Origin of the sequence: Halomonas sp. DP1Y21-3 (assembly GCF_019801245.1) — a bacterium.
Classification (GTDB): domain Bacteria; phylum Pseudomonadota; class Gammaproteobacteria; order Pseudomonadales; family Halomonadaceae; genus Halomonas; species Halomonas litopenaei.
This window is the reverse complement of record NZ_JAHVJM010000001.1, coordinates 712,122-737,201: the sequence shown is the minus strand read 5'-3', so window position 1 is coordinate 737,201 and position 25,080 is coordinate 712,122. Positions and strand designations below refer to the sequence as shown.

Genomic DNA, 25,080 nt, shown 5'->3' with positions numbered 1-25,080 from the left:
CTTCTTGCTAGTCGACTACGGCGCGCTGAGTTGATCCATCGGCCAGCGCGGCACCGCCTTCATCTGACCCACGGTATCCTTTTCTCCTGCGATCAAACGCTGGGCTCCCGCATAAGCGATCATGGCGCCGTTGTCGGTGCAGAAGCGGCCGCGAGGGTAGTAGGCGCGAGCCCCCTGTTTTCGCGTCGCTTCTTCCAGCTTGGCGCGCAGGCGCACATTGGCACTGACACCGCCGGCCACCACCAGGCGGGTGAGCCCGGTCTGCTTGAGGGCCCGACGGCACTTGATCGCCAGGGTGTCGGCGACGGCCTCCTCGAAGGCTCTGGCGACGTCGGCGCGGGCCTGGTCGTCGAGCTGGCCAGCCTGTTCTAACTGACGAATGGCGGTCAGGGTGTGGGTCTTGAGCCCCGAAAAGCTGAAGTCGAGACCCGGGCGATCGGTCATCGGCCGGGGGAAGCGGAAGCGGCCCGGGTCGCCGCCCTCGGCCAGGGCAGCTACCCGCGGGCCGCCGGGGTAATCGAGGTCCAGCATCTTGGCAGCCTTGTCGAAGGCTTCACCGGCGGCATCGTCCACCGATTCGCCCAGCAGTTGATAGCACCCGATGCCGTCAACCTGGACCAGCTGGGTGTGGCCGCCCGAGACCAGCAATGCCACGAAGGGAAAGGCCGGAGGCTCGTCCTCGAGCATGGGAGCGAGCAGGTGTCCTTCCATATGGTGAACGCCGAGCACCGGAATGCCGAGTGCGCGGGCCATGCCGTGGGCGGTGCTGGCGCCGACCATCAGCGCGCCGACCAGCCCGGGGCCTGCCGTGTAGGCGATGGCGTCCAGCTGGGTGCGTTCGAGCTGTGCTCCAGAGAGCACCTGGTCGATCAGCGGCAGCAGGCGCCGGGTATGGTCGCGAGAGGCGAGTTCCGGCACCACACCGCCGTAGTCCGCGTGCATCGCCACCTGGCTATGCAACGCATCGGCCAGCAAGCCGCGGTCGGTGTCGTAAAGGGCGACGCCGGTCTCGTCGCAGGAGGTTTCGATGCCTAGTACGCGCATGGATCGGGCTCGGGAAACGGTGAAAGGGGGGAGTATTCTACGCCGATTTGGCTTCCGCTGCATAAGCGACGGGCTCCCTTTCGGCGGCCGCGGCGCGCCTTGTGGCAGGCAAGCAGCGCTGGCGGCGGGTACAGATTGAAGGGTGAGCGAGACGAAAGCATTTGCAAGAAAGCGGGATGGTCACTAAAATACTGTCCGCTGCAAGACTGGGTCGTGCATCCAGGGCTCGCTTCCCCCGTCTCTGTTCCGTTTCAGGTCATGCCCGCAGGGTTCCTGCGCTGAGCTGTTGTCAGCTCAAGGGTTGGCCGGACAAGGAGTGGTGCGGGGTATTGGCCTTGAAGGTGTGCGTACAAACCGAACTCAAGTTACCCAAGGTAGGTGAGTGCTTAATGCCTTCTGTCAAAGTACGTGATAACGAGCCGTTTGACGTCGCTCTGCGTCGCTTCAAGCGTTCCTGTGAAAAAGCCGGCGTTCTGTCCGAGGTTCGTCGTCGTGAGCAGTACGAGAAGCCGACTGCCGAGCGCAAGCGCAAGGCTGCTGCCGCTGTCAAGCGTCACGCCAAGAAGCTCCAGCGCGAGCGCAAGCGTTTCGAACGGCTCTATTGATCCGTACTTGAGTCGAGCGCGGTCCGCCGCCCTCGGTTCAGGAGGACGCCAAGCGGCCGCCATTGAGGTGGCCGCTTGTTTTTCTGACGTTTGTCGCCGACTCCCGCTTCGCTTCTCTTGCTCCTGCTAGTGCATTGTCTAGCGCGTTTCAGTCTAGACTAGCGCGCTTCAGTCGAGAGAGCTCCTGTCGAGCAGAATATGGCCGGTCAGATTCCCCAGCGTTTCATCGATGATCTCCTTGCCCGCGTCGACGTGGTCGAAGTGGTGGGAGAGCGCGTCAAGCTGAAAAAGGCCGGGCGCAACCATTCCGGTCTGTGCCCCTTCCACCAGGAAAAGAGCCCGTCTTTCACGGTCAGTGCGGACAAGCAGTTCTATCACTGCTTCGGCTGCGGCGCCCACGGCAACGCCCTGCGCTTTCTGATGGAGTACGACAAGCTGCGGTTTCCCGAAGCGGTGGAGCAGCTGGCCTCGCGGATGGGAATGGAAGTGCCGAGGGAAGGGGCGGACGACCCTCGCGCCCAGGCCCGCGAGAAGAAGCGCAAGGAAGGCGTCAACCTGCTGGAAATGTCGGCCAGCTATTTTCGCGAGCGGCTCAAGATGCCGGAAGGCAAGGCGGCGCGCGAATACCTCGAGGGTCGAGGGCTGTCCGATGAGGTGCGCGAGACCTTCGGCATCGGCTACGCGCCGGCCCAGTGGGAGGCGCTGAAGCGACACCTGGGCAGCCAGGGCGTCGATGAGTCGGTGCAGATCGAGTACGGCCTGCTGGTGCATCACGAGGACAGTGGCCGCAGCTACGACCGCTTCCGCGACCGGGTGGTCTTTCCGATCCGCGACATTCGCGGCAGGACGCTTGGCTTCGGCGGCCGAGTGATGGGCGACGCCAAGCCCAAGTATCTGAACTCGCCCGAGACGCCGGTGTTCCACAAGGGGCGCGAGCTCTACGGCCTCTATGAGGCACGTCAGGCCAATCATCGCCTGGAACGCCTGCTGATCGTCGAGGGCTACATGGACGTGGTGGCGCTGGCCCAGTTCGGCATTCGCAACGCGGTGGCGACGCTTGGCACCGCCACCACCGCCGATCACCTGCGTCGGCTGTTCCGTCTGGTCAGCGAAGTAGTGTTCTGCTTCGACGGCGACAAGGCGGGACGCCAGGCGGCAGCGCGGGCGCTGGAAACGGTGCTGCCGGAGATGATCGATGGTCGCCAGGCACGCTTCCTGTTCCTGCCGGAGGGAGAGGATCCCGACTCCCTGGTGCGCAAGGAGGGAACCGAGGCCTTCGAGGATCGGGTGACGTGCGCAAGCCCTCTGTCGGAGTTTCTGTTCGAGCACGCCGCCCAGGGGCGCGATCTGGCGCAGCTTGAGTCGCGAGAGCGCTACGCCAGTCAGGTGCTGGCAGCGATCGAGAAGCTGCCGCAGGGGGTGCTCAAGTCGCTGATGCTGACCGAACTCTCGCGTCGCACCGGGGTCGAGCAGTCGCGCTTCGAGGCGCTGCTGGCGCCGGCGCCCGAGGACAACGACGTCGCGCCGGTCGATGAGTTTTTCGAACCCGTCGTCGAGGACGGCGAGCCGGCGCCACGGCCGCGCCGTTCCGGGGGCGCCCTTGGCCTGATGGCGCGAACCCTGCAATTGCTGGTTCACGAGCCCAGGCTGGTGGAGCGCTTGCCCGAATCGCTGGACTGGTGCGGGGGGCAGGACGAGGACGCCCGGCTGTGCCGGGAGGTCATTACCTTGCTGCGCGCTGGCGGCTACTCAAGCGCTCAGGTGCTGCTGATGCACTTCCACGGTAGCGAGGACGGTGAGCGGCTGGCGGCGCTGGCGCGACGGGAGTTGTTGATCCCGGTGGCAGCCAGGGCGGCGGAGCTCGATGGTCTGGTGAGCTATTTTCAGAGAGCCAGTCAGACCCCGTCCCGGCAGGAAGAGATCGACGCCTTGCTGAGGCGGCAACAGTCCGGCGAGCGGTTGTCGAGTGAAGAACGCGGGCGCTTGATGGAGTTGCTGGCGGCGGGGCGCTAGGTCGCTTGCGGCAGGGCGCGAGCGCTGTCACGACGGCAGGTTCGGCTACCACCAATGGTAAGAACCTGTGAGCGTTCGACGACAAATATGAGGTATGGATGTGGGTAGGGTTGAATTTTGTCCTACCATCACCATCTAAGGGATACGGCGCTGACAAGTGGCGCAACCAGATAAACTAACACACCTGAGACATCGCGCAAACACTCCAGACTGGCAGAAGTGGCCCCAAAACCGCTATACTGTCCGGCTTACCGAGTTTCTCCACCTTAGCGCTTCAGGTGCTTCATTCTTCTTCGTCGAGATAGGGTTTCTATGGCTGGAAATGCGCAGCAGCAGTCACGTCTGAAGGAGTTGATCGCGCGCGGCAAGGAACAGGGCTTCCTGACCTATGCCGAGGTCAACGACCACCTTCCCGAAGATATCGCCGACCCCGACCAGGTGGAAGATATCATCGGCATGATCAATGACATGGGTATTAACGTCGTCGAGGAAGCTCCCGACGAAGATACCCTGATGATGTCGGATCACTCAACCGATGAATCCGCGGCTGAAGAGGCAGTGGCGGCCCTGGCCGCGGTGGAAAGCGATGTCGGTCGCACCACGGACCCGGTGCGCATGTACATGCGCGAGATGGGCACCGTCGAGCTGTTGACTCGTGAAGGCGAGATCGAGATCGCCAAGCGCATCGAAGAAGGCACCCGTGAAGTCATGTCGGCGCTGGCCTATGTGCCGGGTGCCGTCGAGTCGATCCTCGATGCCTACGATGCCACCCAGGACGAGGAAGCGCCGGGACGTCTCTCTGACCTGTTTTCCGGCTTCATCGACCCCGACGAAGGCATCCCCGGCGTGGCCGAGGCCGAAGTGCCCGAGGTGGACGAGCAGGCTGCCAGCGACGACGACGAAGACGGCGAGGAAGAAGAGGACGACTCCGGTGGTGGCCCGGATCCGGAAGAGGCCCGTGCGCGTTTCGGGCAGATTCGCGAGCAGAGCCAGGCCGCCAACGCCGCCATCGAGACCCACGGTCGTCAGTCCCGTGAGGCTCAGGAAGAGCTGGCACGTCTGGCCGAGCTGTTCTCTCCGATCAAGCTGGTGCCCAAGCACTTCGAACGTCTGGTCGGACAGGTCCGCATCAGCGTCGAGCAGGTGCGTGCCCAGGAAAAGACGGTGATGCAGCTCCTGGTGAAGCAGGCCAAGGTGCCGCGCAAGGCCTTTATCAAGGCCTTCCCGAGCAACGAGTCCCGGCTCGACTGGCTCGACGACTTCATGGCCGACAACGCCCGCTACGCCGATCGTCTCGCGCCGCTCAAGGCCGACGTTCAGCGTGCCCAGCGCAAGATCGCCTTCGAGGAGGAGATGATCCAGCTGCCGGTGAGCGAGGTGAAGGAGGTCAATCGTCGCCTGTCCATCGGTGAGGCCAAGGCTCGCCGTGCCAAGAAGGAGATGGTCGAGGCCAACCTGCGTCTGGTCATCTCCATCGCCAAGAAGTACACCAATCGCGGCCTGCAGTTCCTCGACCTGATCCAGGAAGGCAACATCGGCCTGATGAAGGCGGTGGACAAGTTCGAATATCGTCGCGGCTACAAGTTCTCGACCTACGCCACCTGGTGGATTCGTCAGGCGATCACGCGTTCCATCGCCGACCAGGCGCGCACCATCCGTATTCCGGTGCACATGATCGAGACCATCAACAAGCTCAACCGCGTTTCGCGGCAGATGCTGCAGGAGATGGGGCGCGAGCCGACGCCTGAAGAACTGGGCGAGCGTCTCGAGATGCCGGAAGACAAGGTGCGCAAGGTGCTCAAGATCGCCAAGGAGCCGATCTCCATGGAGACGCCGATCGGTGACGACGACGATTCGCACCTGGGTGACTTCATCGAAGACTCCACCATGGTGCTGCCGATCGACTCGGCCACCGGCGAGGGCCTCGTCGAAGCCACGCGCAACGTGCTCGGTGGCCTGACCGCCCGCGAAGCCAAGGTGCTGCGGATGCGCTTCGGTATCGACATGAACACCGACCACACCCTCGAGGAGGTCGGCAAGCAGTTTGACGTGACCCGCGAGCGTATCCGTCAGATCGAGGCCAAGGCGCTGCGCAAGTTGCGCCATCCGACCCGCTCCGAACCGCTGCGCTCCTTCCTCGACGAGTAACGCCTGTCTCGACCGAGCAGGGCTTGCGTCGACAGCGAAGCAGTAGGGTGAGCACAGGACGCCCGTGGCGAAAGCCACGGGCGTTTTTTCATGTCATCGAATCAGGGTGAAGCGCTGCCGCACGCGAGCGTTTCCGGCGAGCGAAGGCTGAAAACGACAACGCCCGCGGTGATGGCCGCGGGCGTTGTCGTGTCACGACGCTGTGGTGGTCGCGAGCTATTCGCTTCTGGCCTGGCGCCGGCGGATCCACAGCACCAGTTCGACCATGGCGAACATCAGCAGGGTGTACCCGAACAGTTCCGTGACCTCTTCGGCGGCGTCCTTGAATACCCTGACGTAGCGTTCGGCGAGCAGGGCCTCCCACATCTCGCTGCGGCCGTAGAGCCGCGAGAAGGCAAAGGTGCAAAGGAAGCCTGCTGCAAACAGGCCGAAGGCGAAGCTTTCGACGAACTCCTCGAACTCGCGTACGAAGGCGTGACGCTGGCGAAGCACGCAATAGAGAATGGGCAGCAGCAGCAGGGTCACCAGGGTCTGCCAGGCGCCGTCGAAAACGTAGGCGTCGAGAAAGGCGTCCTGCTCGCGAATCAGGGCGGCGCCGAGCAGACCGAACATCAATAGCGTCACCCGTGGCAGGCCGCCCAGCACCTGGCGGGCGTAGATCAGCAAGAGGCAGCTGATCAGCAGCCACAGTGTCTGCATGCTCTCGGTAAAGCCGACTTCGCTGAAGCGAATCTTTTCGGGCAGGCCGGTCTCCCACAGCACGCCCTGCATCATCGCGCCGATGATCAGGATATAGAGCAAGGCTCTGGCGCAGGTCGCGCGAAAGCTGATGGTAGGCGTGATGGAAGGGGGGGTATTGAGCATCCCTCTCAATCTCCAGAAAAGGGGTGTATCTGGGCGTGATTATACCCGTCGAGCCGGGGGAGTGTCTGGGAATCCCGAAGGATTCTTCGCCAGTCTTCGCCATATGCTTATACAGCATAGGTAAGGCGCAAGACAGGTGCCCGATGACCTGGTCAGGGCCGCTCATTCAGGCACGGGGGTTAGTGGTTAGTGGTTAGTGGTTAGTGCTGCGGCCGGCCTCCTCCACCAGCCAGTCGTGCACGGCCTTGACCCGGCGATCGTCGGTGGCGCCTGCGGCGTGGACGATGCCGTACTGCTTGCCACTGTCGACGCGGGCACGGAAGGGGGCGATCAGGGCGCCGCTCTTCAACTCGCTGGTGATCAGTGTTTCCCGGGCGATCGCCACCCCCATGCCGGCGATGGCGGCCTCCATGGTGAGGTGATTGCGGTTGAAGGTGTAGCCACGCTCCAGATTGATCGAAGGGGCGCCGATGGCGGACAGGTAGTGGCGCCACTCGCCATACTCCTGGCTGCCGCGCCAGGCGGTGATGTCATGCAGCAGCGGGTACCAGGCCAGGTCTTCGGGACGTCTGAGCGGTGGGCGGCCCTTCAGCAGGCCGGGTGAACAGACCGGGAAGATGCGTTCCTGCATCAGCGGGGTGATGGCAAGTCCCGGATAGTGGCCGTCGTTGAGGTCGAGTGCGAGGTCAAAGTCGCCGTCACGCAACGAGATGTTGCTGTCCTCGGCGGTGATATGCAGTTCGATATCGGGAAACCTGGCCTGCAGACGCGGCAGGCGGGGCATCAGCCACTTGTTGAGGAAGGAGGGCACCGAGCGCAGGCGGATGACCCCGCTCATTACCCCGCTGCGCAGGCGACTCACCTCGAGTCCCACCGCCTGGTAGGCGTCGTCCACCACGGCGGCCAGGCGCTTGCCTTCTTCGGTCAGTTCCAGGCGACGGGGCAGGCGTCGGAACAGCTTGAAGCCCAGCCGGTCCTCCAGTTGCTTGATCTGCTGGCTGACGGCGCCGGTGGTGACGTGCAGTTCCTCCGCCGCTCGGGTGAAGGACAGGTGGCGGGCGCTGACGGCGAACCCCTTCAGCCAGGCGTGGGTCTGGGCGTTGAGCAGTCGACTCATTGCGATGTGTTCCGACAAGAGGTCATGGTCTGGCCGTGGTATGGCGGTGGTTTAGGTATGGTTTAGCTGAGCTATAGTGAAGGCAAGATATTCTGCCTTGTCCATCGAAGCGATGGCAGCCAGCATAACGATATCCCGGAGGAACGACAGCCCTCGCTTTAGCGAAATTGACCTCGCAGGTCTCGGACCTCCGCCCCTCATGCCCCACACTTCGCGTCATTCGTACAAGAGGCAGCGCCATGGCTATCAGCGTATTCGACCTGTTCAAGATCGGGATCGGGCCGTCCAGCTCCCACACCGTGGGGCCGATGAAGGCCGCCTACGACTTCGTCGAGGCGCTGCGGTCGCAGGACCTGCTGGAGCGCGTCGCGGGGATCGAGATTCACCTCTACGGTTCGCTGTCGGCCACCGGCAAGGGCCACGCCACCGATCGCGCCTGCGTGATGGGACTGATGGGTGAGCGTCCAGACCGCATCGATCCGGCCGTTGTTGGCCCCTGCATCGAAGAGCTGCTCGAGAGCCAGACCCTGTTGCTCGGTGGTCAGGTGGCGGTGCCTTTCCTGTGGGCCAGAGACCTGCAATGGCACGAGGAGAGCCTGCCCTATCACCCCAACGCCATGACGCTGGTGGCCAAGGGGCACAGCGAGGAGGTCAAGCGCGAGACCTACTACTCGGTCGGAGGTGGCTTCGTCATCGACGAGGCCCAGGCCCGGGACGGAGCGCTGGATTCCGACACCACCCCCTTGCCTTACGACTTCAACAGCGGCGCGGAACTGATGGCGCTGTGTCGTCTGCATGGCATGAGCATCAGCGAGCTGATGCTGGAAAACGAGAAGGCCTGGCGCAGCGAAGCCGAGGTGCGCTCCGGTCTGTGGGATATCTGGCAAGCCATGCAGGCCTGCGTCAACCGTGGTGTCGAGGGGGAAGGGGTGTTGCCTGGCGGGCTCAACGTCAAGCGTCGCGCCGCGTCACTGTATCGCCGTCTCGAGGCGATGGGCGATGACGCGGGGCTGATCGCCACGACGTTTTCGGCGATGGACTGGGTCAACGTCTACGCCCTGGCGGTCAACGAGGAAAATGCCGCCGGTGGGCGCATGGTCACCGCGCCCACCAATGGCGCCGCGGGGATCATTCCCGCCGTGCTGCACTACTACATGAAGTTTCAGCCCGGTGCCTCCGAGAAGGACGTGGTCAACTTCCTGCTGACCGCCGGCGCCGTCGGCATCCTGTGCAAGAAGAATGCCTCCATCTCCGGCGCCGAGGTGGGCTGTCAGGGTGAGGTGGGATCGGCCTGCGCCATGGCCGCGGCCGGACTCGCCGAAGTCATGGGGGCCAGCGTTCCCCAGGTCGAGAACGCCGCCGAGATTGGGCTCGAGCACAATCTGGGGCTGACCTGCGATCCGGTCGGAGGCCTGGTCCAGGTGCCCTGCATCGAGCGCAATGCGATTGCCTCGGTCAAGGCCATCAACGCCGCCCTGATGGCCTGTCGCGGTGATGGTGAGCACTTCATCTCGCTGGACAAGGCCATCCGCACCATGCGCGACACCGGCGCCGACATGCAGGAGAAGTACAAGGAAACCTCCAAGGGGGGACTCGCCGTCAACGCCATCGAGTGCTGAGCAGGACGCGGGCGCTGGTCGTGGTGGTTGACCAGTCGCTCGACGAGGACCGAACCATTGGAGCCTCTTCTTTCAGGCCCCCGTCGCGCCAGCGCGACGGGGGCCTTGTGCTTTTCAGGGGGAAAACCTCGCGGGGCCAAGGTGTTGCCGGTTTGTCGTAAGCAACCTATTGAAATGCGGAGAATACATCTTTGGTCTTGTTCAACGCTTGGCCAATTGCGTCGGGCCTTTGACTCTTCTAGCTTACGTAAACGTAAAGTAGAGCGTCGCCATCGCGGCATCGAACAACCATAACAACCTCAAGCCAGGGACCCCGGTCCCGCAGAGGACGCCACATGACCCAGCAGTACGTGCTAGAGACCCGTGGCCTGACCAAGTCGTTTCGTGGCTTCACCGCCGTGGACGGCGTGGATCTCAAGATCACGGAAGGGCATATCCACGCCCTGATTGGCCCCAACGGCGCCGGCAAGACCACGGTCTTCAATCTGCTCACCAAGTTTCTTCCGCCGACCCGCGGCGAGATCCTCTATCGCGGCAAGCCGATCACCCGCATGCGGGCCAACGAGATCGCGCGGCTGGGGCTGGTGCGTTCGTTCCAGATATCCGCCGTGTTCGCCCACATGACCGCGCTCGAGAACGTGCGTGTGGCCCTGCAGCGCAATCTCGGCACCTCCTTCCATTTCTGGAAGTCAGAGCGCTCGCTGGAGCCACTCAACCAGCGTGCCATGGAACTGCTCGAGCAGGTGGGACTGGCCGACGTCGCCGATGTCCTCACCGTGGAGTTGCCCTACGGACGCAAGCGTGCGCTGGAGGTGGCCACCACCCTGGCGCTGGAGCCCACCGTGATGCTGCTCGACGAGCCCACCCAGGGCATGGGAGCCGAGGACGTCGACCGTATCGTCGAGCTGATTCGGCGGGTTTCTGCCGGGCGTACCGTGTTGATGGTCGAGCACAATCTGAGCGTCGTCAGTCGGCTTTGTGATCGCATCACCGTGCTGGCCCGGGGCTCGGTACTGGCCGAAGGCGACTATGCCAGCGTCTCGGCCGATCCGGCGGTGCGTGAAGCCTACATGGGCAGTGAAGCCAGCGTCGGTGAGGAGGCCAGCGCATGAACCAGACTCTCGACAGGCCAACTGCTTCACCGGCGGTCGGCGCCCATGGCGACGAGGCGCTCAGTCTAGCGGACGTCAACGCCTTCTACGGCGAGTCGCATATCCTGCATGGCGTGGAGCTGCGCGTGAAGCGGGGAGAGCTGGTGACCCTGCTGGGGCGCAACGGGGCCGGACGCAGCACCACCCTGAAGACCATCATGAACATGGTCGGTTCGCGCAGTGGCTCGATCAAGATCAACGGCCAGGAGACCCTGGGCATGAAGCCTCATCACATCCCGCGTCTGGGGGTCGGCTACTGCCCTGAGGAGCGTGGCATCTTCGCCAGTCTCGACGTCGAGGAGAACCTGCTGCTGCCGCCCACCGTGCGCTCGGGCGGAATGAGCCTGGATGACATCTACGCCATGTTCCCCAACCTCTACGAGCGGCGTCGCAGTCAGGGGACGCGGCTGTCCGGCGGCGAGCAGCAAATGCTGGCGATGGCCCGCATCCTGCGTACCGGGGCCGAGATCCTGCTGCTCGACGAGATCACCGAGGGGCTGGCACCGGTCATCAACCAGAAGCTCGCCGAGGTGCTGATTACCCTCAAGTCTCGGGGCATGACCATCGTGCTGGTGGAGCAGAACTTCCGCTTCGCCGCGCCCCTGGCCGATCGCCACTTCGTGATGGAACACGGTCGCATCATCGAGACCATCGAGGCGCGTGATCTGGACGCTCGTCGTGAGCACCTCAACAGCCTGCTCGGGGTCTAGTGTCCATGGCCGCTGTCTTCCAGGCCTTAGATAAGCTTTGCATCAACCACAAGATGTCCGGCAGTAGCCGTTCAACAACCACTTGCTAAACAATAACCTATTCAACAACAACAAGGGCCGCTGGCCCCAGGAGCCTCCCATGACCAAGGTACACGCTTCCTCCCCCCGTCTTGCCCGCCGCCACCTGGCCCTGGCGGTCGCCGCCGCCACCGGCCTGGGCCTGGCATCGTCGGCCATGGCGCAGGACGCCATCAGCGATGGCGAGGTGCGTATCGGCTATCTGGCCGACATGTCCGGCACCTACCGTGACCTGGCCGGCCCCGGCGGCCTCGAAGCGCTGAAGATGGCGGTGGAGGACTTCGGCGGCGAAGTCGCCGGTGCCCCCATCGAGGTGTTCAGCGCCGACGATCGCAACAGCGCCGACGTGGGCGCCAACACCGTGCGCGGCTGGGTCGACCAGCAGAACGTCGACCTGGTGGCCGGCATGGTCGCCTCCTCGGTGTCCATCGCCGTGACCAAGGTGCTGGAGGAGGCCGGTGGTCTGGCCATCATTTCCGGCTCGGCGGCCTCGAGCATCACCAACGAACACTGCACCCCGAACCATATTCACTACGTCTATGACACCTATCCGCTGGCCAACGGTACCGCCAAGGCGGTGGTCGAGCAGGGCGGCGACAGCTGGTTCATGCTCACCGCCGACTACGCCTTCGGTCATGCCCTCGAGAGCGACGTGGAAAAGGTGGTCACCGACAACGGTGGCACCATCGTCGATCGCGTTCGCCATCCGTTCCCGACCAGCGACTTCTCCTCCTACATCCTTCAGGCCCAGGGCTCCGGCGCCAAGATCGTCGGTCTGGCCAACGCCGGCTCCGACACCGTCAACGCGATCAAGACGGCCAGCCAGTTCGGCCTGACCCAGAGTGGCCAGCAGCTGGCCGGCCTGCTGATCTTCCTCAACGACGTCCATGCCATGGGCCTGGAGACGACTCAGGGCCTGTTGTTGACCACCGGCTGGTACTGGGACATGGATGACGAGTCCCGCGAGTGGGCCGAGCGCTACTTCGAGCGGGTGGGCAAGATGCCGACCATGGTTCAGGCCGGCATCTACTCCAGCACCACCCAGTACCTGAAGGCGCTGGAAGACGCCGGCACCGACGATCCTGCCACCGTCAGGGCCAAGCTGGGCGAGGCGCCGATCAACGACTTCTTCGCTCGCAATGGCCAGATTCGCGAGGATGGTCGCATGGTGCATGACATGTACCTGGCCGAGGTGAAGGCTCCCGCCGACTCCGAGGGCGAGTGGGACCTTTACGAGATCCAGGCCACGATCCCGGCCGAAGAGGCCTACCGTCCGCTGTCCGAGAGTTCCTGCAAGCTCGTCAACTGAGCCGCCCGCGCTCGATCTACGCCGGGGTCACCAGGGTGGTGCCCCGGCCTGATGCTCAAGGGAAATCATCATGACCATGATATTCGGCGTACCGCTGGCGGTGTTCATGGGCCAGCTGATGCTGGGGCTGATCAACGGCGCCTTCTATGCGCTGCTCAGCCTGGGGCTGGCGGTCATCTTCGGTCTGCTGAAGATCGTCAATTTCGCCCACGGCGCCCAGTACATGCTGGGTGCCTTTGCTGCACTGCTCGGGGCTCAGTACCTGGGCATCAACTACTGGCTGGCGCTGTTGCTGGTGCCGCTGGTGGTCGGCGCCTTCGGTGCTCTGCTCGAGCGTCTGGTGCTGCGGCGCATCGCCCACCTGGATCACCTCTATGGGCTGCTGCTGACCTTCGGCCTGGCGCTGATCTTCGAGGGTAGCCTGATCAACCTGTTCGGCGTGTCCGGGGCCAGCTACCCGATTCCCGAGGCATTGAGCGGCGGCATCAAGTTGCCCTTCATGTTCCTGCCGACCTATCGCGGCTGGGTGCTGGTGGCGGCACTGGTGGTGTGCCTGGGCACCTGGTTCATCATCGAGCGCACCCGGCTTGGCGCCTACCTGCGGGCGGGCACCGAGAACCCCGCCTTGATGCAGGCCTTCGGCGTCAACGTGCCGCTGCTGGTCACCTTGACCTATGGCTTCGGGGTGGCCCTGGCGGCCTTCGCCGGGGTACTCGCCGCGCCCTTGTACCCGGTGTCACCGACCATGGGCTCGAGTCTGTTGATCGTGGTCTTCGCGGTGGTGGTGATCGGCGGCATGGGCTCGATCCTCGGTGCCATCCTGACCGGTCTTGCCATGGGGCTGATCGAGGGGCTGACCAAGGTGTACTACCCGGAGGCAGCCAACACCGTGATCTTCCTGGTGATGATCATGGTGCTGATGCTGAGGCCCGCCGGGCTGTTTGGAAAGGAGGCCTGAGATGTCCACAACCACTACCTCGCCGACACCGACTCAGACCAGGGCCCGCGCCGCGCGCCGACGCCAGGGCATGCTGATGATCGTGTTGCTGGCCATCGCCCTGGTCGCGCCGCTGTTTGCCTACCCGGTGTTCCTGATGAAGGTGCTGTGCTTCGCGCTGTTCGCCTGTGCCTTCAACCTGCTGCTGGGCTTCGCCGGACTGCTGTCATTCGGCCATGCCGCCTTTCTCGCCACCGGGGGCTACGTCACCGGCTTTCTACTGTCGAGCTATCCCGGCCTGACGCCGGAACTCGGGATCGTCGTCGGCACCCTGGCGGCGGTGATCCTCGGCACCCTGTTCGGGGCGCTGGCGATCCGTCGTCAGGGCATCTACTTCGCCATGGTGACCCTGGCGCTGGCCCAGATGATGTTCTTCTTCTACATCCAGGCGCCCTTCACCGGGGGCGAGGATGGCCTGCACGGTGTGCCGCGGGGCAAGCTGCTGGGGCTGATCGATCTGTCCGACAACCTGGCGATGTACTACGTGGTGCTGGCGATCTTCGTGATCGGCTTCGCCATCATCCAGCGCACCGTGCACTCGCCCTTCGGTCAGGTGCTCAAGGCCATCCGCGAGAACGAGCCACGGGCGGTGTCACTGGGCTACAACGTCGACGCCTACAAGCTGGTGGCCTTCGTCATCTCGGCGGGGCTTGCTGGCCTTGCCGGCGCGACCAAGACGGTGGTGTTCCAGCTGGCCTCGCTCACCGATGCCCACTGGCACATGTCCGGCGAGGTCATCCTGATGACCCTGGTCGGTGGTGTCGGCACCCTGTTCGGCCCGCTGGTCGGCGCTGGCCTGGTGGTCAGCCTGCAGACTCAGCTGGCGCAGTCGCCGCTGGGCAACTGGGTCAGCGTCATCCTGGGGTCCATCTTCGTGCTCTGCGTCCTGAGCTTTCGCAGCGGTATCGTCGGCGAGATCCAGAACATGGTACGCAAGAACTTCAAATAGACACGGCGATTGCCGCTGTTCTCCCGCTGCCCGGCCTCTAAGGTCGGGCTTTTTTTTGTTGTAATTCTGACGTTTCCTGGATTCATAGAATAACCGCAGCACCTTGGACAGCACGGTAGAGGCAGGAGGGCCAGCGCCGGTACCCTCCCTGCTTTACCGACCAAAGTGAAGCAGAGCATGAGATACCGACAGCTGACCCAGACCCAACGATACCAGATCCACACACTATGACTTGGGCATCAGCCAGCGGCAGATCGGCAGGGAGCTGGGCCTCCACAGCAGCACGATCAGTCTGAGCTGCGCCGCAACGCCACTGCCGATGGCTATGATCCCGGGCAGGCCCAGGCCCTCAGTGATCATCGGCGCCGTACCGCCTGCAAGTGGACGAAGCGCCTGCCGAGCATGATGGCCGCCGTTGTCGGCCGGCTGCGTGAGGAGTGGAGCCCACAGCAGATCAGCGGCTTCATGGCGCCCTTGGCCGGTGTAGGTGTCAGTCATCAATGGATCTACTCGCTGATCTGGGATGACAAGGCACTGGGGGGGAATCTCTGGCGGCATCTCCGTCAGCCCAAACGTCGCAGAAAGCACCGGGCTCAGGCTAAGAGCGCCGGGCTGGGCAAGATCCCCAGCCGGGTCGGTATCGAGTACCGCCCGGCTGAGGTCGATGGTCGGCGCTTCATCGGCCACTGGGAGGGCGACACCGTGATTCAGGGGCACAAGCAATCGGGGCTGTTCACGCTGGTAGAGCGTCGCAGCGGCTATTCGCTTGCGGCCCGGCTGCCCAGGATCTCGGCGGAGCTGACGCAAGCGGCCATGATCCGCCTGTTAAAGCCGCGTCGGGGAGCGGTCCAGACCATAACGCTGGACAATGGCTCGGAATTCGCCGGCCATGAAGCCGTGGCCAAGGCGGTGACGGCGGCGACGTACTTCGGTGATCCCTACTGCTTCGGTCAGCGTGGGTCCAACGAGAACACGAATGGGCTGATACGGCAGTATTTCCCCAAAGGAACGGACTTCCGCCAGGTCACCGACGCCAAGCTGCGTAGGGTGGTCAACAAGCTGAATAACCGCCCCCGAAAGCGGCTCGGTTATCGGACACCGGCGCAGGTATGCTTGGGGGAATACTCAGGAGCCCTGCATACCGCAGGTGCTGCGCTTATTGCTTGAATTCAGGGTCCTTCAGCAACCAGGGCGCTTCAAGGCCCAGGCCGAGGGTCAGAATCTGCGTGCCGTCCATGTCGTACCTCCTGTCCATGTGGAGGTCATATCCTGGCCCAGCTCTGGGGGCGAATTCCACACCCAGCGACGAAGAGCCTGATTTTTTCATGCAGAATTTTCCTGCGTTTAGCATACGGAAAATTCTACTTTTGAGCACACTGGTTTTTCGGGGGATTACCGGTGTCAGGTTCACGGGGTGAGGAGATTGATATTGATCATCCCAAAATGGCACATATAATTAATCAGCTGGCGACCACTTATCTTTCGATCCGTAACTTTGAGGTTGGAAAACATGTGCTGGACTAATAATAATTATAATCGATTTATCACCTTCGCGTTATTGCTCAGCTTTGCATCAATAGCCTTCTCTGGTGAAGAAAGTCTCGTGAACGAGAACTCACTTTACAACGACCCTGATCTCTGTATCGTCGATAAATCCGGTCAGCGCAACGGCCTCTGGCACACATGTTATTCTGTGCTTAGATCAAGGGTTGCGCCCGAAGAGACCATCGTCTGCGATACCGGCATGCTGCGCGGAGAAGGCTATTGTCGCGTACTCCCGAAAGAGATTTGCACGCTGGTGGAGGGGGCTGCGCGTAGTGGGGACCTGCCATGCTGGGTAAATGAAGACCTCAATGATCCGGAACGGGGAGTCATCGGCTGGCGCCCTGTTCGCTCTCTCGAGGCACAAGAGCCTGTACTCAAACTAGTCGATTTCATACTGATGTCTGCGGTAAGGGTGGGCAAGGACAGAGTGGTACATCGGCTTTCTCAAACGATGGAAAAGCTTGAGCAAGCTGACTTCGAGATGGGCCGTCTCGACATGGACTACGCCTCCGATCGAGTATGCAATGCTGGAAAACATCTGACATTTTATATGCAACTCGTGGAGGAAAGTTCTATTACGAGAGAGATGGTGGGCTCAGTCAATGCGATTTCGCCAGATCCACATATGGACCCGTACGAGCATTACTGTGTTAGTGCGATTTTATGCACCAGTTTATCTCGCAGTACCTCCCCGGTGATCGATGGACTCGCTGACTCCTATTTCGTCATCAACCAACTACAGTGTCAGGATGAAATAGGAGTCAGCGAGAAATTGCATCTCAGTGAAGATATAGTGGAGCGGGCTCGCGCAGAAGCATCCTTTGGGCCGGCGGAAGTAGCGGCCACGAGAATCATTTTCGCTGGTGACTCCATGAGCGATACTGAGTTGCTCCAGGCACGGGACGCCATTCACGCTTACCTACTTCCCGAATTTCAGGATCAACCAGCAATATTTGATTATAGCCGTTTCGAAGCGCTAACCAAGGCTCCATCACTACAAGAAACCGGTGGGGTGATGCTGGAGTTAGTTATCCTCGATCGTCTTGCTCGTCTTCGAGGAACAGAGCTTCCTGAGATCGCGGCGATGTTGTTCCGGGAATGAAGACGAGTGCCTCTCCGGCTAGCATATTCCCTTTGTGACCGTATAATAGTTTCTGCTGAAAATGGTTATATTAACTCCCAGAGGGAAATTGCCTTTGCTTATAAAGGGAAAATGCCAGTTGGTCTGGTGGAAGTTGATTATGAAGCGGCTCTTAGACGGTTTATCGGAGCGGCTAATGCCGGTGATAAGATTTCTTCTTCTAATGTTGCTCAAATGTTTTATGATGGTGATGGTGTTTCTCAAGACGAAGAAAAAGTCTTTGAATGGATGTCTAAAATCGAAGGGCTTCCCTATGGTAATCCGATGGATGGCTTTTCTGGCTTGGCAAAAGTCTACGAAGAAGGAATCGGTACAGATATCGATCTCGTCCAGGCATACAAATACTGTGACCTCCTTTCCCCAGCAGGCGACGATGATAAAGCCCGCCTCGAAGCACAAATGACCCCCGAGCAAATCCGTGAGGCCATCCGTCTTTCCCATCAGTGGCAGGAAGAACACAATATCTTTGTTCCCAGCTACTACGGCCTCGAGTATCAGGAGGATGGGACTTTTCTCAATAGTTACAGATGTCAGGCAATAGGAGGCAAGGCTTTTGGTGGCCAGGCGTTGAAGGCCCTCGATACGAAAGTGTATCGAGGGCCTTTTTGTCGCTGGGGTTAGTCGGATGGCGCTGGCTCGTCGATGCCTCGCCTGTCGCGATATCGCGGTGGCAGGCGCTCTGCGAGGTGCTCGGCGAGGTAGTCGATGACCACGCGGACCTTGGGGGAGCGGTGGCGGTGGTGCGGGGTGACGGCCCAGACGCCGGTATCGCTGTGACGGTAGGTGTCGAGCACCGAGACAAGTTCGCCACGGGCCAGGTGATGCTCGACGTAGTAGTCGGGAAGCTGACCCAGGCCCACGCCTTTCAGTACGGCGTCGAGCAGGGCCGGGCCGGAGTTGCCCTGCCAGGGGCCCTTGATCGCCACTTCCCGGGGAATACCGTCGACGGCGAAGCGCCAGCGATCGCGTGAGCCATGCAGGCAGCGGTGGTGCTTCAGCTCGGACAGGGCGTGGGGCTGCGAATAGCGCTGGAAGTAGTCGGGGGAGCCCACCACGTACTCGCGGCGGTCGGCCAGACGACGGGCGATCATAGTGCTGTCCTCCAGCGTGCCCATGCGGATGCCGATATCGAAGCCTTCCTCGATCAGGTCCACCTGGCGGTTGGTGAAGTGCAGGCGTACGCCAAGCTGAGGGTACTGGATCAACAGGTCATTGATCAGAGGCGCCACGTAGCGCTCGCCAAAGGTGGTGGCGCAGGTCAGCGCCAGTTCGCCCCTGGGGTGAGCCTCGAAGTCCTTGACCACGGCGTCGGCCTCGCGAAAGCCGTCGACCAGCGCCTCGCACTGCTGGTAGTAGAGCCGACCGGCCTCGGTCAGGCTTATCTGGCGGGTGGTGCGATACAGAAGCGGCGTATCGAGGCGGCTCTCCAGGGCGGCCACCTGTCGGCTGACGTGGGAGCTGGATACACCCAGGCGTCGGGCGGCGGCGGCAAAGGACTTCAGGCGTACCACTTCGATAAAGGCTTCAATGCCGGCCCAGGGATGCATGGCGCTCTCCATTATTGCGAGACAGCAACAATGTTATGCCGAATGCGTGCTTTATCCCAGTCCGTAGCGAGGTCTAGACTGTGGTCATCATCCACCGGGTCAGGATGACCCGTGCCCCTTACGTCAGTGCGCCAGGCTTGGTCGTTCATGCCTGTCGTGCAGCCCCCAATCCGAGGAGATTGCCATGAAGTCTCGCGCCGCCATTGCCCTTGAAGCCGGCAAGCCGCTTACCCTGACCGAAATCGATGTCGAAGGCCCCAAGGCCGGCGAGGTGCTGGTCAGGGTGGTTGCTACCAGCGTCTGTCACACCGACGCCTATACCCTGTCCGGGGCCGACCCGGAGGGGCTGTTTCCTTCGGTACTGGGTCACGAGGGTGCCGGTGTGGTGGAAGAAGTGGGGGAGGGCGTCACCAGCCTGAAGCCCGGCGACCACGTCATCCCGCTGTACACGGCCGAGTGCGGCGAGTGCAAGTTCTGCCGTTCGGGCAAGACCAACCTGTGCAGCTCGGTCCGTGCCACCCAGGGCAAGGGCCAGATGCCTGACGGCACCACGCGCTTCTCGCTGGATGGCAAGCCGCTCTATCACTATATGGGCACTTCCACCTTCAGCGAGTACACCGTAGTGCCGGAGGTCTCGCTGGCCAAGGTGTCCAAGGAAGCGCCGCTGGACAAGATCTGCCTGCTCGGCTGCGGGGTGACCACCGGGATCGGCGCGGTGATGAACACCGCCAAGGTCGAGCCGGGTGCCACCGTGGCGGTGTTCGGTCTCGGTGCCATTGGCCTTGCGGTAATCCAGGGTGCGGTGATGGCCAAGGCCGGTCGTATCATCGCCATCGACGTGAACCCGGACAAGTTCGAGCTGGCCAAGCAGTTTGGCGCCACCGACTTCGTCAATCCGAAGGACTACAGCGATTCCATCCAGCAGGTGATCGTCGACCTGACAGACGGTGGCGTCGACTACTCCTTCGAGTGCATCGGCAACGTCAACGTCATGCGCTCGGCGCTGGAGTGCTGTCACAAGGGCTGGGGCGAGTCGATCGTCATCGGTGTCGCCGGTGCCGGCGAAGAGATCTCCACCCGGCCTTTCCAGCTGGTGACCGGTCGGGTATGGAAGGGCTCCGCCTTCGGTGGCGTCAAGGGCCGTAGCCAGCTGCCGGGCTACGTCGAGCAGTACATGAAGGGCGAGCTGAACATCGACGACTTCATCACCCACAACATGGAGTTCGAGAAGATCAACGAGGCCTTCGATCTGCTTCACGCCGGCGAGAGCATCCGCACCGTACTGCATTACTGAGCCGGTAGCATCGAGACGGCGCTGATGAGGCCACGCCCGCCTGACCCAAGCGATGGGCCAGGCGGGCGTCGATTGGCGGTGAGTCGATTGCTGACGCAGTATTGATGCCAGCTCGCCCCACCGCCAGACGGCCGCGTCGTCCGCCAGAACGCACCGCGTCGTTTTATCCGCCCCGGACCTCGGGGCTTCATCGTTGAGGGGAAGTCGCCATGTCCATGAGCGAACATCTGGAACTGGTCAGCGCCAATCGCAGCTTCGGCGGCTGGCACAAGCGCTATCGTCATCATTCGCGGGCGCTGGACTGCGAGATGACCTTCGCCATCTACCTGCCGCCCCAGGCCGAGACCGAAAAGGTACCGCTGCTGTGGTGGCTGTCGGGGCTGACCTGCACCGACGAGAACTTCATGCAGAAGGCCGGTGCCCATCGGCTGGCGGCGGAGCTGGGCATCGCCATCCTCTGCCCCGACACCAGCCCCCGGGGGACCGACCTTCCGGGTGAGCACGACAGCTACGATCTGGGTTCCGGGGCGGGCTTCTACGTCAACGCCACCCAGGAGCCGTGGAAGGCCCACTACCGGATGTATGACTACGTCACCGAGGAGCTGCCTTCGGTGGTTCGTCAGCACTTCCCGCTCAACGGTCGCGAGTCCATCAGTGGTCACTCCATGGGAGGCCACGGTGCCTTGATTCTGGCGCTGCGCAAGCCGGGGCACTACCGTTCGGTGTCGGCGTTCTCGCCGATCGTCAATCCGACCCAGTGCCCCTGGGGGCGCAAGGCGTTCTCGGCCTATCTGGGCGAGGATTCCAGCAAGTGGACCCAGTACGACGCCTGTGAACTGGTGGCCCGTGGCGCCTCACGTCAGCCGTTGTTCATCGACCAGGGCGACGCCGATGACTTCCTCGATGAGCAGTTGTGTCCAGAGCGGCTCGAGGCGGTCTGTGCCGAGCGCGATCACCCGCTGATCCTGCGTCGCCAGCCCGGCTACGACCACAGCTACTTCTTCATCGCGACCTTTATCGAGGATCACCTGCGCTACCACGCCGAGAAGCTCTACGCCAAGCGCTGAGCCAACCTGCAGTACCCTCCAAGGTATCCACCACGGCCCCCGATCATCGGGGGCCGTGGCGTATCTGGGCTTATGATTCTTGGCCCGGGAACTCTGCGGCCTGAACTTCCGGACCAATGAGAGGGGGAAGAGAGTGCTGGGTTTTGGCGTGTCCGGGCAGGGGGGGCGTGCGCTGGCTGGCGAGCCAAAGGCGGTGTCCCGGCAAGGCATCGCCGGGTCGCCTGGAGAGATAGCCCTGTCGTGAATGGGGAAATATGGCCGATCCTTTGCCTTGTCAGATGACAGATGCGACCTCGTCATAGTCACCAGCGACATCATTGTCGGAGACGACTGGTCAAGCGGCAGCCGATAGCGATTATTGTGATGCCGAGACTCAGTCGCCAGGCGTAAAGTCGTCGGAGAAAAGCACGGACGCTCCTGCCTGCGATACCCGTAGCGACGCTGGCAACGTCGAGGGTGTCGACACCATGCGCGAGTCCTGTTCCGTTTACGACGTCGCGATAACAACAAATGGACGTGACGGTACCTCGTGGCTTGCGACGAGGAGGCCGACGCTGTGGAGAAGATGACCATGACCCTGCCTAGCCGGCCCGAGGGGCCACAGACCGTAGGCTTTCTGCTGCTCGAGCATTTCACCCTGATCTCGCTGGCCTCGGCCATCGAGCCGCTGCGCATGGCCAACCAGCTGTCGGGCCAGGAACTCTATCGCTGGTTCACCCTGAGCCTGGATGGTGCGCCGCTTCAGGCCAGCGACGGCCTGACCGTGACGCCGGACTCGTCGATCACGGTGCCGCTGTCGCTGGATATGGTCGTGGTCTGCGGCGGCGTGGCGCCGACCCGCCATGTGCACCAGGGCCACGTCAGCTGGCTGAAGGCCCAGGCACGCCACCTCAAGCGATTTGGCTCGGTGTGTACCGGTGCCTGGGCGCTGGCCCGGGCCGGGCTGCTCGAGGGTTATGAGGTCAGCACCCATTGGGAGTGCCAGGCAGCGCTGCAGGAGGCCTACCCGGGTATCGGCCTGACCTCGAAGCTTTTCGCCATGGATCGGGACCGTTTCACCTGCTCCGGCGGCACGGCGCCGCTGGACATGATGCTGACGCTGATCGGGCGTGACCATGGGCGCGAGCTGGCGGCGGGCATCTCCGACATGTTCGTGTGCGACCGGGTGCGGGGGGAGCAGGACCAGCAGCGGGTGCCGCTCAAGCATATGCTCGGCACCACCCAGCCGCGACTGCAGGAGATCGTCGCGCTGATGGAGAACAACCTTGAGGAGCCCATCGACCTGGACGAACTGGCCCGCTACGTCAGCCTGTCGCGGCGCCAGCTGGAACGGCTGTTCCAGCGCAACCTGCACTGCTCGCCGTCGCGCTATTACATGCGCCTGCGGCTCAATCGCGCCCGTCAGCTGTTGAAGCAGACCTCGATGTCGATCATTGACATCGCCGCCGCCTGTGGCTTCGTCTCCACCCCGCACTTCTCCAAGTGCTACCGCGAGTGCTTCGGCCTGCCGCCGCGGGAGGAGCGACTGGGCTGGAGCGCCTTCTCGCCGGTGGTGGCCGGTAGCACCGTATCCCCGCTGCTGGCGGCCGCCCCTGACGAACCGGTATCCCGGGCGCTGTCGGCGTTGGAAGAAGCGCGGGGGGAGCCGACCTACGGCAGCTTCAAGGTGTTGCCCAAGTAGCGAAGGGCGTATTGAACAATGCGCCTTCGCTGGCTGAATTTGCTGGACGAAGCCAGGGACCAGGCTTCGGCATGCCTGGACGCCAGATATCGGCAGAAGAGCCTTTGGCCACACCGGTAAAATGCTGACAGCGGCGATTGCCCGCCCCACCCAGGGCCTTGATATACTCCCCGGATCGATTCCAACCGAGCCCGATGCATGCGCAACTGGTGGCGCCCTCTCAGCCGACTTCTGCTACGCGCCACCCTTGCCTTTGCGTTGGGGTCAGTGGTGCTGGTGCTGGTGTTTCGCGTGGTGCCGGTGTTCGGCTCCATGGTGATGCTGGAGCGCGAGGTCTCGTCCTGGTTCTCCGGCGAGCCGCTGGACATCCAGCAGCGCTGGCGTCCCTGGGATGAGCTATCCGACAACGCCAAGCTGGCGGTGATTGCGGCGGAAGACCAGCGCTTCCCCGATCATCATGGCTTCGACCTGGTGGAGTTGAAGCGTGCCATCGAGTCCGCGATGAACGGAGGCTCGCTGCGTGGGGCCAGCACCATTACCCAGCAGACCGCCAAGAACCTGTTTCTGTGGACCGGGCGGGACTATGTGCGCAAGGTGTTCGAGGCCTGGTTCGCCACCCTGATGGAACTACTGTGGCCCAAGGAGCGCATCCTCGAGGTCTATCTCAATATCGTCGAATTCGACCGGGGAGTCTTTGGCCTGGAGGCCGCCAGCCGCCACTACTTCGGCGTCGGTGCCGATCAGTTGAGCGCCGCCCAGGCGGCCCGCCTGGCGGCGGTGCTGCCCAACCCGCGAGAGCGCAGCGCCTCGCACCCGGGGCCGCGCACCGCCCGTCACGCCGCCTGGATTCAGCGGCAGATGAATAACCTGGGCCTTGGCTACCTGGAGAAGCTGTAGCCGGCAGGCGTCGCAGTCCTTGATCCTTTGGGTTCTGCCCATTCACTTCTTTCCCTCTTCGCCCCTTTGCTTCCGGCACGTCTTCGCGGTGTTTTGAGGCGCGTCGTTTCGCTTCTTTCCTTTGCCCACGGGTGCCTTTTGTCGCTGCCGGAACGGCGGTGACGCTTTTGGAATTCTCGTCGTCGCAATCAGGCGTCGTGGCCCCCCGGGGCGGCGCTATCCTGCCCGCACAACGCCAGCGTTTGCCGCTGGCGCTCTCCCTGAAGCGGGTAAGGACAACAGCGATGAACTCCCCTCTGACGCAAACCGAAACTGGTGCCATCGACGCCCGGGCGCTTCACCGCGAGGCCACGGTGATCGACGGTCTGATCATCGCCAAGTGGAGCCGTGAACTCCTCGAGGACATGCGCCGAGGTGGGCTGTCGGCGGCCAACTGCACCGTGTCGGTGTGGGAGGGGTTCCAGGCCACGGTGGACAATATCGTGGCCACCAACGCGCTGATGGAAGAGTGCAGCGACCTGGTGCTGCCGGTGCGCACCACCGCAGACATCCGGCGTGCCAAGCAGCAAGACAAGACCGGCATCATCTTCGGCTTTCAGAATGCCCATGCTTTTGAAGACCAGATCGGCTACGTCGAGATCTTCAAGAAGCTCGGCGTCGGTATCGTCCAGCTCTGCTACAACACCCAGAACCTGGTGGGCACCGGCTGCTACGAGCGCGACGGTGGCCTGTCCGGCTTCGGTCGCGAGATCGTCGCCGAGATGAACCGGGTCGGGGTGATGTGTGACCTGTCTCACGTTGGCGCCAACACCTCCCGCGAGGTGATCCTCGAGTCGTCCAGGCCGGTCTGTTATTCCCACTGCCTGCCCTCCGGGCTCAAGGATCACCCGCGCAACAAGTCCGACGAGGAGCTCAAGTTCATCGCCGACCACGGGGGCTTCGTCGGCGTGACCATGTTCACCCCCTTCCTGCGGGCCGGGGTCAACGCCACCATCGACGACTACGTCGAGGCCATCGTCTACGTGATGAATATCGTCGGCGAAGACGCCATCGGTATCGGCACCGACTTCACCCAGGGCCACGACCAGGCCTTCTTCGAGTGGCTGACCCACGACAAGGGCTACGCCCGTCGCCTGACCTCCTTTGGCGAGATCATCAATCCCAAGGGCATTCGCACCATCGGCGAGTTCGGCAACCTCACCGAGGCGCTGCTGCGCCACGGCCTCAGCGAGGCCCAGGTGCGCAAGATCATGGGCGAGAACTGGGTACGGGTGCTGGCCGATGTCTGGGGCGAATAGCACGTA

General features: G+C 62.7%; 22 protein-coding genes. 17 read left to right on the top strand and 5 right to left on the bottom strand.

The annotated features are described in order from the left end of the window. Window positions 1-15: 15 nt before the first annotated feature. Window positions 16-1,044 (bottom strand): tRNA (adenosine(37)-N6)-threonylcarbamoyltransferase complex transferase subunit TsaD, encoded by a 1,029-nt coding sequence (tsaD, locus tag KUV74_RS03110; protein WP_108131338.1) that lies wholly within the window; start codon window positions 1,042-1,044, stop codon window positions 16-18. A 389-nt stretch (window positions 1,045-1,433) separates the two neighbouring features. Here tsaD and rpsU point away from each other — a divergent pair, with 389 nt between their 5' ends. From rpsU to rpoD, 3 genes are all read left to right on the top strand, one after another. After that, the gene (gene rpsU / locus KUV74_RS03105; RefSeq protein WP_013333229.1) at window positions 1,434-1,649 is read left to right on the top strand and encodes a 30S ribosomal protein S21; all 216 of its coding nucleotides are present in this window, start codon (window positions 1,434-1,436) and stop codon (window positions 1,647-1,649) included. A gap of 198 nt (window positions 1,650-1,847) precedes the next feature. Then, on the top strand, window positions 1,848-3,662 hold the full coding sequence (gene dnaG, locus KUV74_RS03100; RefSeq protein WP_045991859.1) for a DNA primase: 1,815 nt from the start codon (window positions 1,848-1,850) through the stop codon (window positions 3,660-3,662). 312 nt (window positions 3,663-3,974) lie between these two features. After that, the gene (gene rpoD / locus KUV74_RS03095; RefSeq protein ID WP_108131339.1) at window positions 3,975-5,810 is read left to right on the top strand and encodes an RNA polymerase sigma factor RpoD; all 1,836 of its coding nucleotides are present in this window, start codon (window positions 3,975-3,977) and stop codon (window positions 5,808-5,810) included. Window positions 5,811-6,026: 216 nt separating this feature from the next. Here rpoD and KUV74_RS03090 read toward each other — a convergent pair whose 3' ends face one another. Beyond that, a complete protein-coding gene (locus tag KUV74_RS03090; RefSeq protein ID WP_222515612.1) occupies window positions 6,027-6,674 on the bottom strand; it encodes a hypothetical protein in 648 nt (215 codons plus the stop codon). Window positions 6,675-6,867: 193 nt separating this feature from the next. Continuing rightward, window positions 6,868-7,791: a LysR substrate-binding domain-containing protein gene (locus tag KUV74_RS03085; RefSeq protein WP_108131341.1), complete on the bottom strand. Its 924-nt coding sequence runs from the start codon at window positions 7,789-7,791 to the stop codon at window positions 6,868-6,870. A gap of 239 nt (window positions 7,792-8,030) precedes the next feature. On the opposite strand from KUV74_RS03085, the gene KUV74_RS03080 reads away from it, so the two are divergent. The 7 genes from KUV74_RS03080 to KUV74_RS03050 all read left to right on the top strand — a co-directional run bounded on the left by KUV74_RS03080 (window position 8,031) and on the right by KUV74_RS03050 (window position 15,771). Continuing rightward, window positions 8,031-9,410: an L-serine ammonia-lyase gene (locus KUV74_RS03080; protein WP_108131342.1), complete on the top strand. Its 1,380-nt coding sequence runs from the start codon at window positions 8,031-8,033 to the stop codon at window positions 9,408-9,410. 335 nt (window positions 9,411-9,745) lie between these two features. Continuing rightward, window positions 9,746-10,522 (top strand): ABC transporter ATP-binding protein, encoded by a 777-nt coding sequence (locus KUV74_RS03075; protein ID WP_045991864.1) that lies wholly within the window; start codon window positions 9,746-9,748, stop codon window positions 10,520-10,522. After that, complete coding sequence (locus KUV74_RS03070; RefSeq protein WP_108131343.1) at window positions 10,519-11,271, top strand: ABC transporter ATP-binding protein; 753 nt, start codon at window positions 10,519-10,521, stop codon at window positions 11,269-11,271. The genes KUV74_RS03075 and KUV74_RS03070 overlap by 4 nt, the downstream gene beginning before the upstream one ends. Window positions 11,272-11,410: 139 nt before the next feature. Beyond that, window positions 11,411-12,658: an ABC transporter substrate-binding protein gene (locus KUV74_RS03065; RefSeq protein ID WP_124802742.1), complete on the top strand. Its 1,248-nt coding sequence runs from the start codon at window positions 11,411-11,413 to the stop codon at window positions 12,656-12,658. A 70-nt stretch (window positions 12,659-12,728) separates the two neighbouring features. Continuing rightward, window positions 12,729-13,616 carry a branched-chain amino acid ABC transporter permease gene (locus KUV74_RS03060; protein ID WP_045991867.1) on the top strand — a complete coding sequence of 296 codons (888 nt, stop codon included), beginning with the start codon at window positions 12,729-12,731 and terminating at the stop codon, window positions 13,614-13,616. Between the two features lie 70 nt (window positions 13,617-13,686). Beyond that, window positions 13,687-14,604, top strand: a complete 918-nt coding sequence (locus KUV74_RS03055; RefSeq protein ID WP_371931873.1) for a branched-chain amino acid ABC transporter permease — start codon at window positions 13,687-13,689, stop codon at window positions 14,602-14,604. A gap of 297 nt (window positions 14,605-14,901) precedes the next feature. Then, window positions 14,902-15,771 carry an IS30 family transposase gene (locus KUV74_RS03050; protein ID WP_222515809.1) on the top strand — a complete coding sequence of 290 codons (870 nt, stop codon included), beginning with the start codon at window positions 14,902-14,904 and terminating at the stop codon, window positions 15,769-15,771. Here KUV74_RS03050 and KUV74_RS03045 read toward each other — a convergent pair. Further along, window positions 15,761-15,931: a hypothetical protein gene (locus KUV74_RS03045; RefSeq protein WP_222515611.1), complete on the bottom strand. Its 171-nt coding sequence runs from the start codon at window positions 15,929-15,931 to the stop codon at window positions 15,761-15,763. The genes KUV74_RS03050 and KUV74_RS03045 overlap by 11 nt on opposite strands. A gap of 183 nt (window positions 15,932-16,114) precedes the next feature. Here KUV74_RS03045 and KUV74_RS03040 point away from each other — a divergent pair, with 183 nt between their 5' ends. After that, window positions 16,115-17,251: a hypothetical protein gene (locus KUV74_RS03040; protein ID WP_222515610.1), complete on the top strand. Its 1,137-nt coding sequence runs from the start codon at window positions 16,115-16,117 to the stop codon at window positions 17,249-17,251. A 6-nt stretch (window positions 17,252-17,257) separates the two neighbouring features. After that, entirely contained in the window at window positions 17,258-17,911 is a 654-nt protein-coding gene (locus KUV74_RS03035) for a tetratricopeptide repeat protein (protein WP_222515609.1), read from the top strand. On the opposite strand, the gene KUV74_RS03030 is transcribed toward KUV74_RS03035, so the two are convergent. After that, window positions 17,908-18,837, bottom strand: a complete 930-nt coding sequence (locus KUV74_RS03030; protein WP_045994981.1) for a LysR family transcriptional regulator — start codon at window positions 18,835-18,837, stop codon at window positions 17,908-17,910. The two genes, KUV74_RS03035 and KUV74_RS03030, sit on opposite strands and share 4 nt — an antisense overlap. A 184-nt stretch (window positions 18,838-19,021) precedes the next feature. Here KUV74_RS03030 and KUV74_RS03025 point away from each other — a divergent pair, with 184 nt between their 5' ends. From KUV74_RS03025 to KUV74_RS03005, 5 genes are all read left to right on the top strand, one after another. Then, window positions 19,022-20,131 (top strand): S-(hydroxymethyl)glutathione dehydrogenase/class III alcohol dehydrogenase, encoded by a 1,110-nt coding sequence (locus KUV74_RS03025; protein ID WP_045994980.1) that lies wholly within the window; start codon window positions 19,022-19,024, stop codon window positions 20,129-20,131. A 209-nt stretch (window positions 20,132-20,340) separates the two neighbouring features. Then, complete coding sequence (gene fghA / locus KUV74_RS03020) at window positions 20,341-21,198, top strand: S-formylglutathione hydrolase (protein WP_045994979.1); 858 nt, start codon at window positions 20,341-20,343, stop codon at window positions 21,196-21,198. 565 nt (window positions 21,199-21,763) lie between these two features. Beyond that, entirely contained in the window at window positions 21,764-22,879 is a 1,116-nt protein-coding gene (locus KUV74_RS03015) for a GlxA family transcriptional regulator (RefSeq protein WP_045994991.1), read from the top strand. Window positions 22,880-23,077: 198 nt separating this feature from the next. Next, window positions 23,078-23,776: a monofunctional biosynthetic peptidoglycan transglycosylase gene (gene mtgA, locus KUV74_RS03010; protein ID WP_045994978.1), complete on the top strand. Its 699-nt coding sequence runs from the start codon at window positions 23,078-23,080 to the stop codon at window positions 23,774-23,776. A 284-nt stretch (window positions 23,777-24,060) separates the two neighbouring features. Next, the gene (locus tag KUV74_RS03005; RefSeq protein ID WP_222515608.1) at window positions 24,061-25,074 is read left to right on the top strand and encodes a dipeptidase; all 1,014 of its coding nucleotides are present in this window, start codon (window positions 24,061-24,063) and stop codon (window positions 25,072-25,074) included. The last annotated feature ends 6 nt before the right edge of the window (window positions 25,075-25,080 follow it).

Bases quoted from the DNA above. Each gene is read 5' to 3' on its own strand.
- tsaD (WP_108131338.1), bottom strand. From the start codon at position 1,044: ATGCGCGTACTAGGCATCGAAACCTCCTGCGACGAGACCGGCGTCGCC.
- rpsU (WP_013333229.1), top strand. From the start codon at position 1,434: ATGCCTTCTGTCAAAGTACGTGATAACGAGCCGTTTGACGTCGCTCTG.
- dnaG (WP_045991859.1), top strand. From the start codon at position 1,848: ATGGCCGGTCAGATTCCCCAGCGTTTCATCGATGATCTCCTTGCCCGC.
- rpoD (WP_108131339.1), top strand. From the start codon at position 3,975: ATGGCTGGAAATGCGCAGCAGCAGTCACGTCTGAAGGAGTTGATCGCG.
- KUV74_RS03090 (WP_222515612.1), bottom strand. From the start codon at position 6,674: ATGCTCAATACCCCCCCTTCCATCACGCCTACCATCAGCTTTCGCGCG.
- KUV74_RS03085 (WP_108131341.1), bottom strand. From the start codon at position 7,791: ATGAGTCGACTGCTCAACGCCCAGACCCACGCCTGGCTGAAGGGGTTC.
- KUV74_RS03080 (WP_108131342.1), top strand. From the start codon at position 8,031: ATGGCTATCAGCGTATTCGACCTGTTCAAGATCGGGATCGGGCCGTCC.
- KUV74_RS03075 (WP_045991864.1), top strand. From the start codon at position 9,746: ATGACCCAGCAGTACGTGCTAGAGACCCGTGGCCTGACCAAGTCGTTT.
- KUV74_RS03070 (WP_108131343.1), top strand. From the start codon at position 10,519: ATGAACCAGACTCTCGACAGGCCAACTGCTTCACCGGCGGTCGGCGCC.
- KUV74_RS03065 (WP_124802742.1), top strand. From the start codon at position 11,411: ATGACCAAGGTACACGCTTCCTCCCCCCGTCTTGCCCGCCGCCACCTG.
- KUV74_RS03060 (WP_045991867.1), top strand. From the start codon at position 12,729: ATGACCATGATATTCGGCGTACCGCTGGCGGTGTTCATGGGCCAGCTG.
- KUV74_RS03055 (WP_371931873.1), top strand. From the start codon at position 13,687: ATGCTGATGATCGTGTTGCTGGCCATCGCCCTGGTCGCGCCGCTGTTT.
- KUV74_RS03045 (WP_222515611.1), bottom strand. From the start codon at position 15,931: ATGAAAAAATCAGGCTCTTCGTCGCTGGGTGTGGAATTCGCCCCCAGA.
- KUV74_RS03040 (WP_222515610.1), top strand. From the start codon at position 16,115: ATGTGCTGGACTAATAATAATTATAATCGATTTATCACCTTCGCGTTA.
- KUV74_RS03030 (WP_045994981.1), bottom strand. From the start codon at position 18,837: ATGCATCCCTGGGCCGGCATTGAAGCCTTTATCGAAGTGGTACGCCTG.
- KUV74_RS03025 (WP_045994980.1), top strand. From the start codon at position 19,022: ATGAAGTCTCGCGCCGCCATTGCCCTTGAAGCCGGCAAGCCGCTTACC.
- fghA (WP_045994979.1), top strand. From the start codon at position 20,341: ATGTCCATGAGCGAACATCTGGAACTGGTCAGCGCCAATCGCAGCTTC.
- KUV74_RS03015 (WP_045994991.1), top strand. From the start codon at position 21,764: ATGACCATGACCCTGCCTAGCCGGCCCGAGGGGCCACAGACCGTAGGC.
- mtgA (WP_045994978.1), top strand. From the start codon at position 23,078: ATGCGCAACTGGTGGCGCCCTCTCAGCCGACTTCTGCTACGCGCCACC.
- KUV74_RS03005 (WP_222515608.1), top strand. From the start codon at position 24,061: ATGAACTCCCCTCTGACGCAAACCGAAACTGGTGCCATCGACGCCCGG.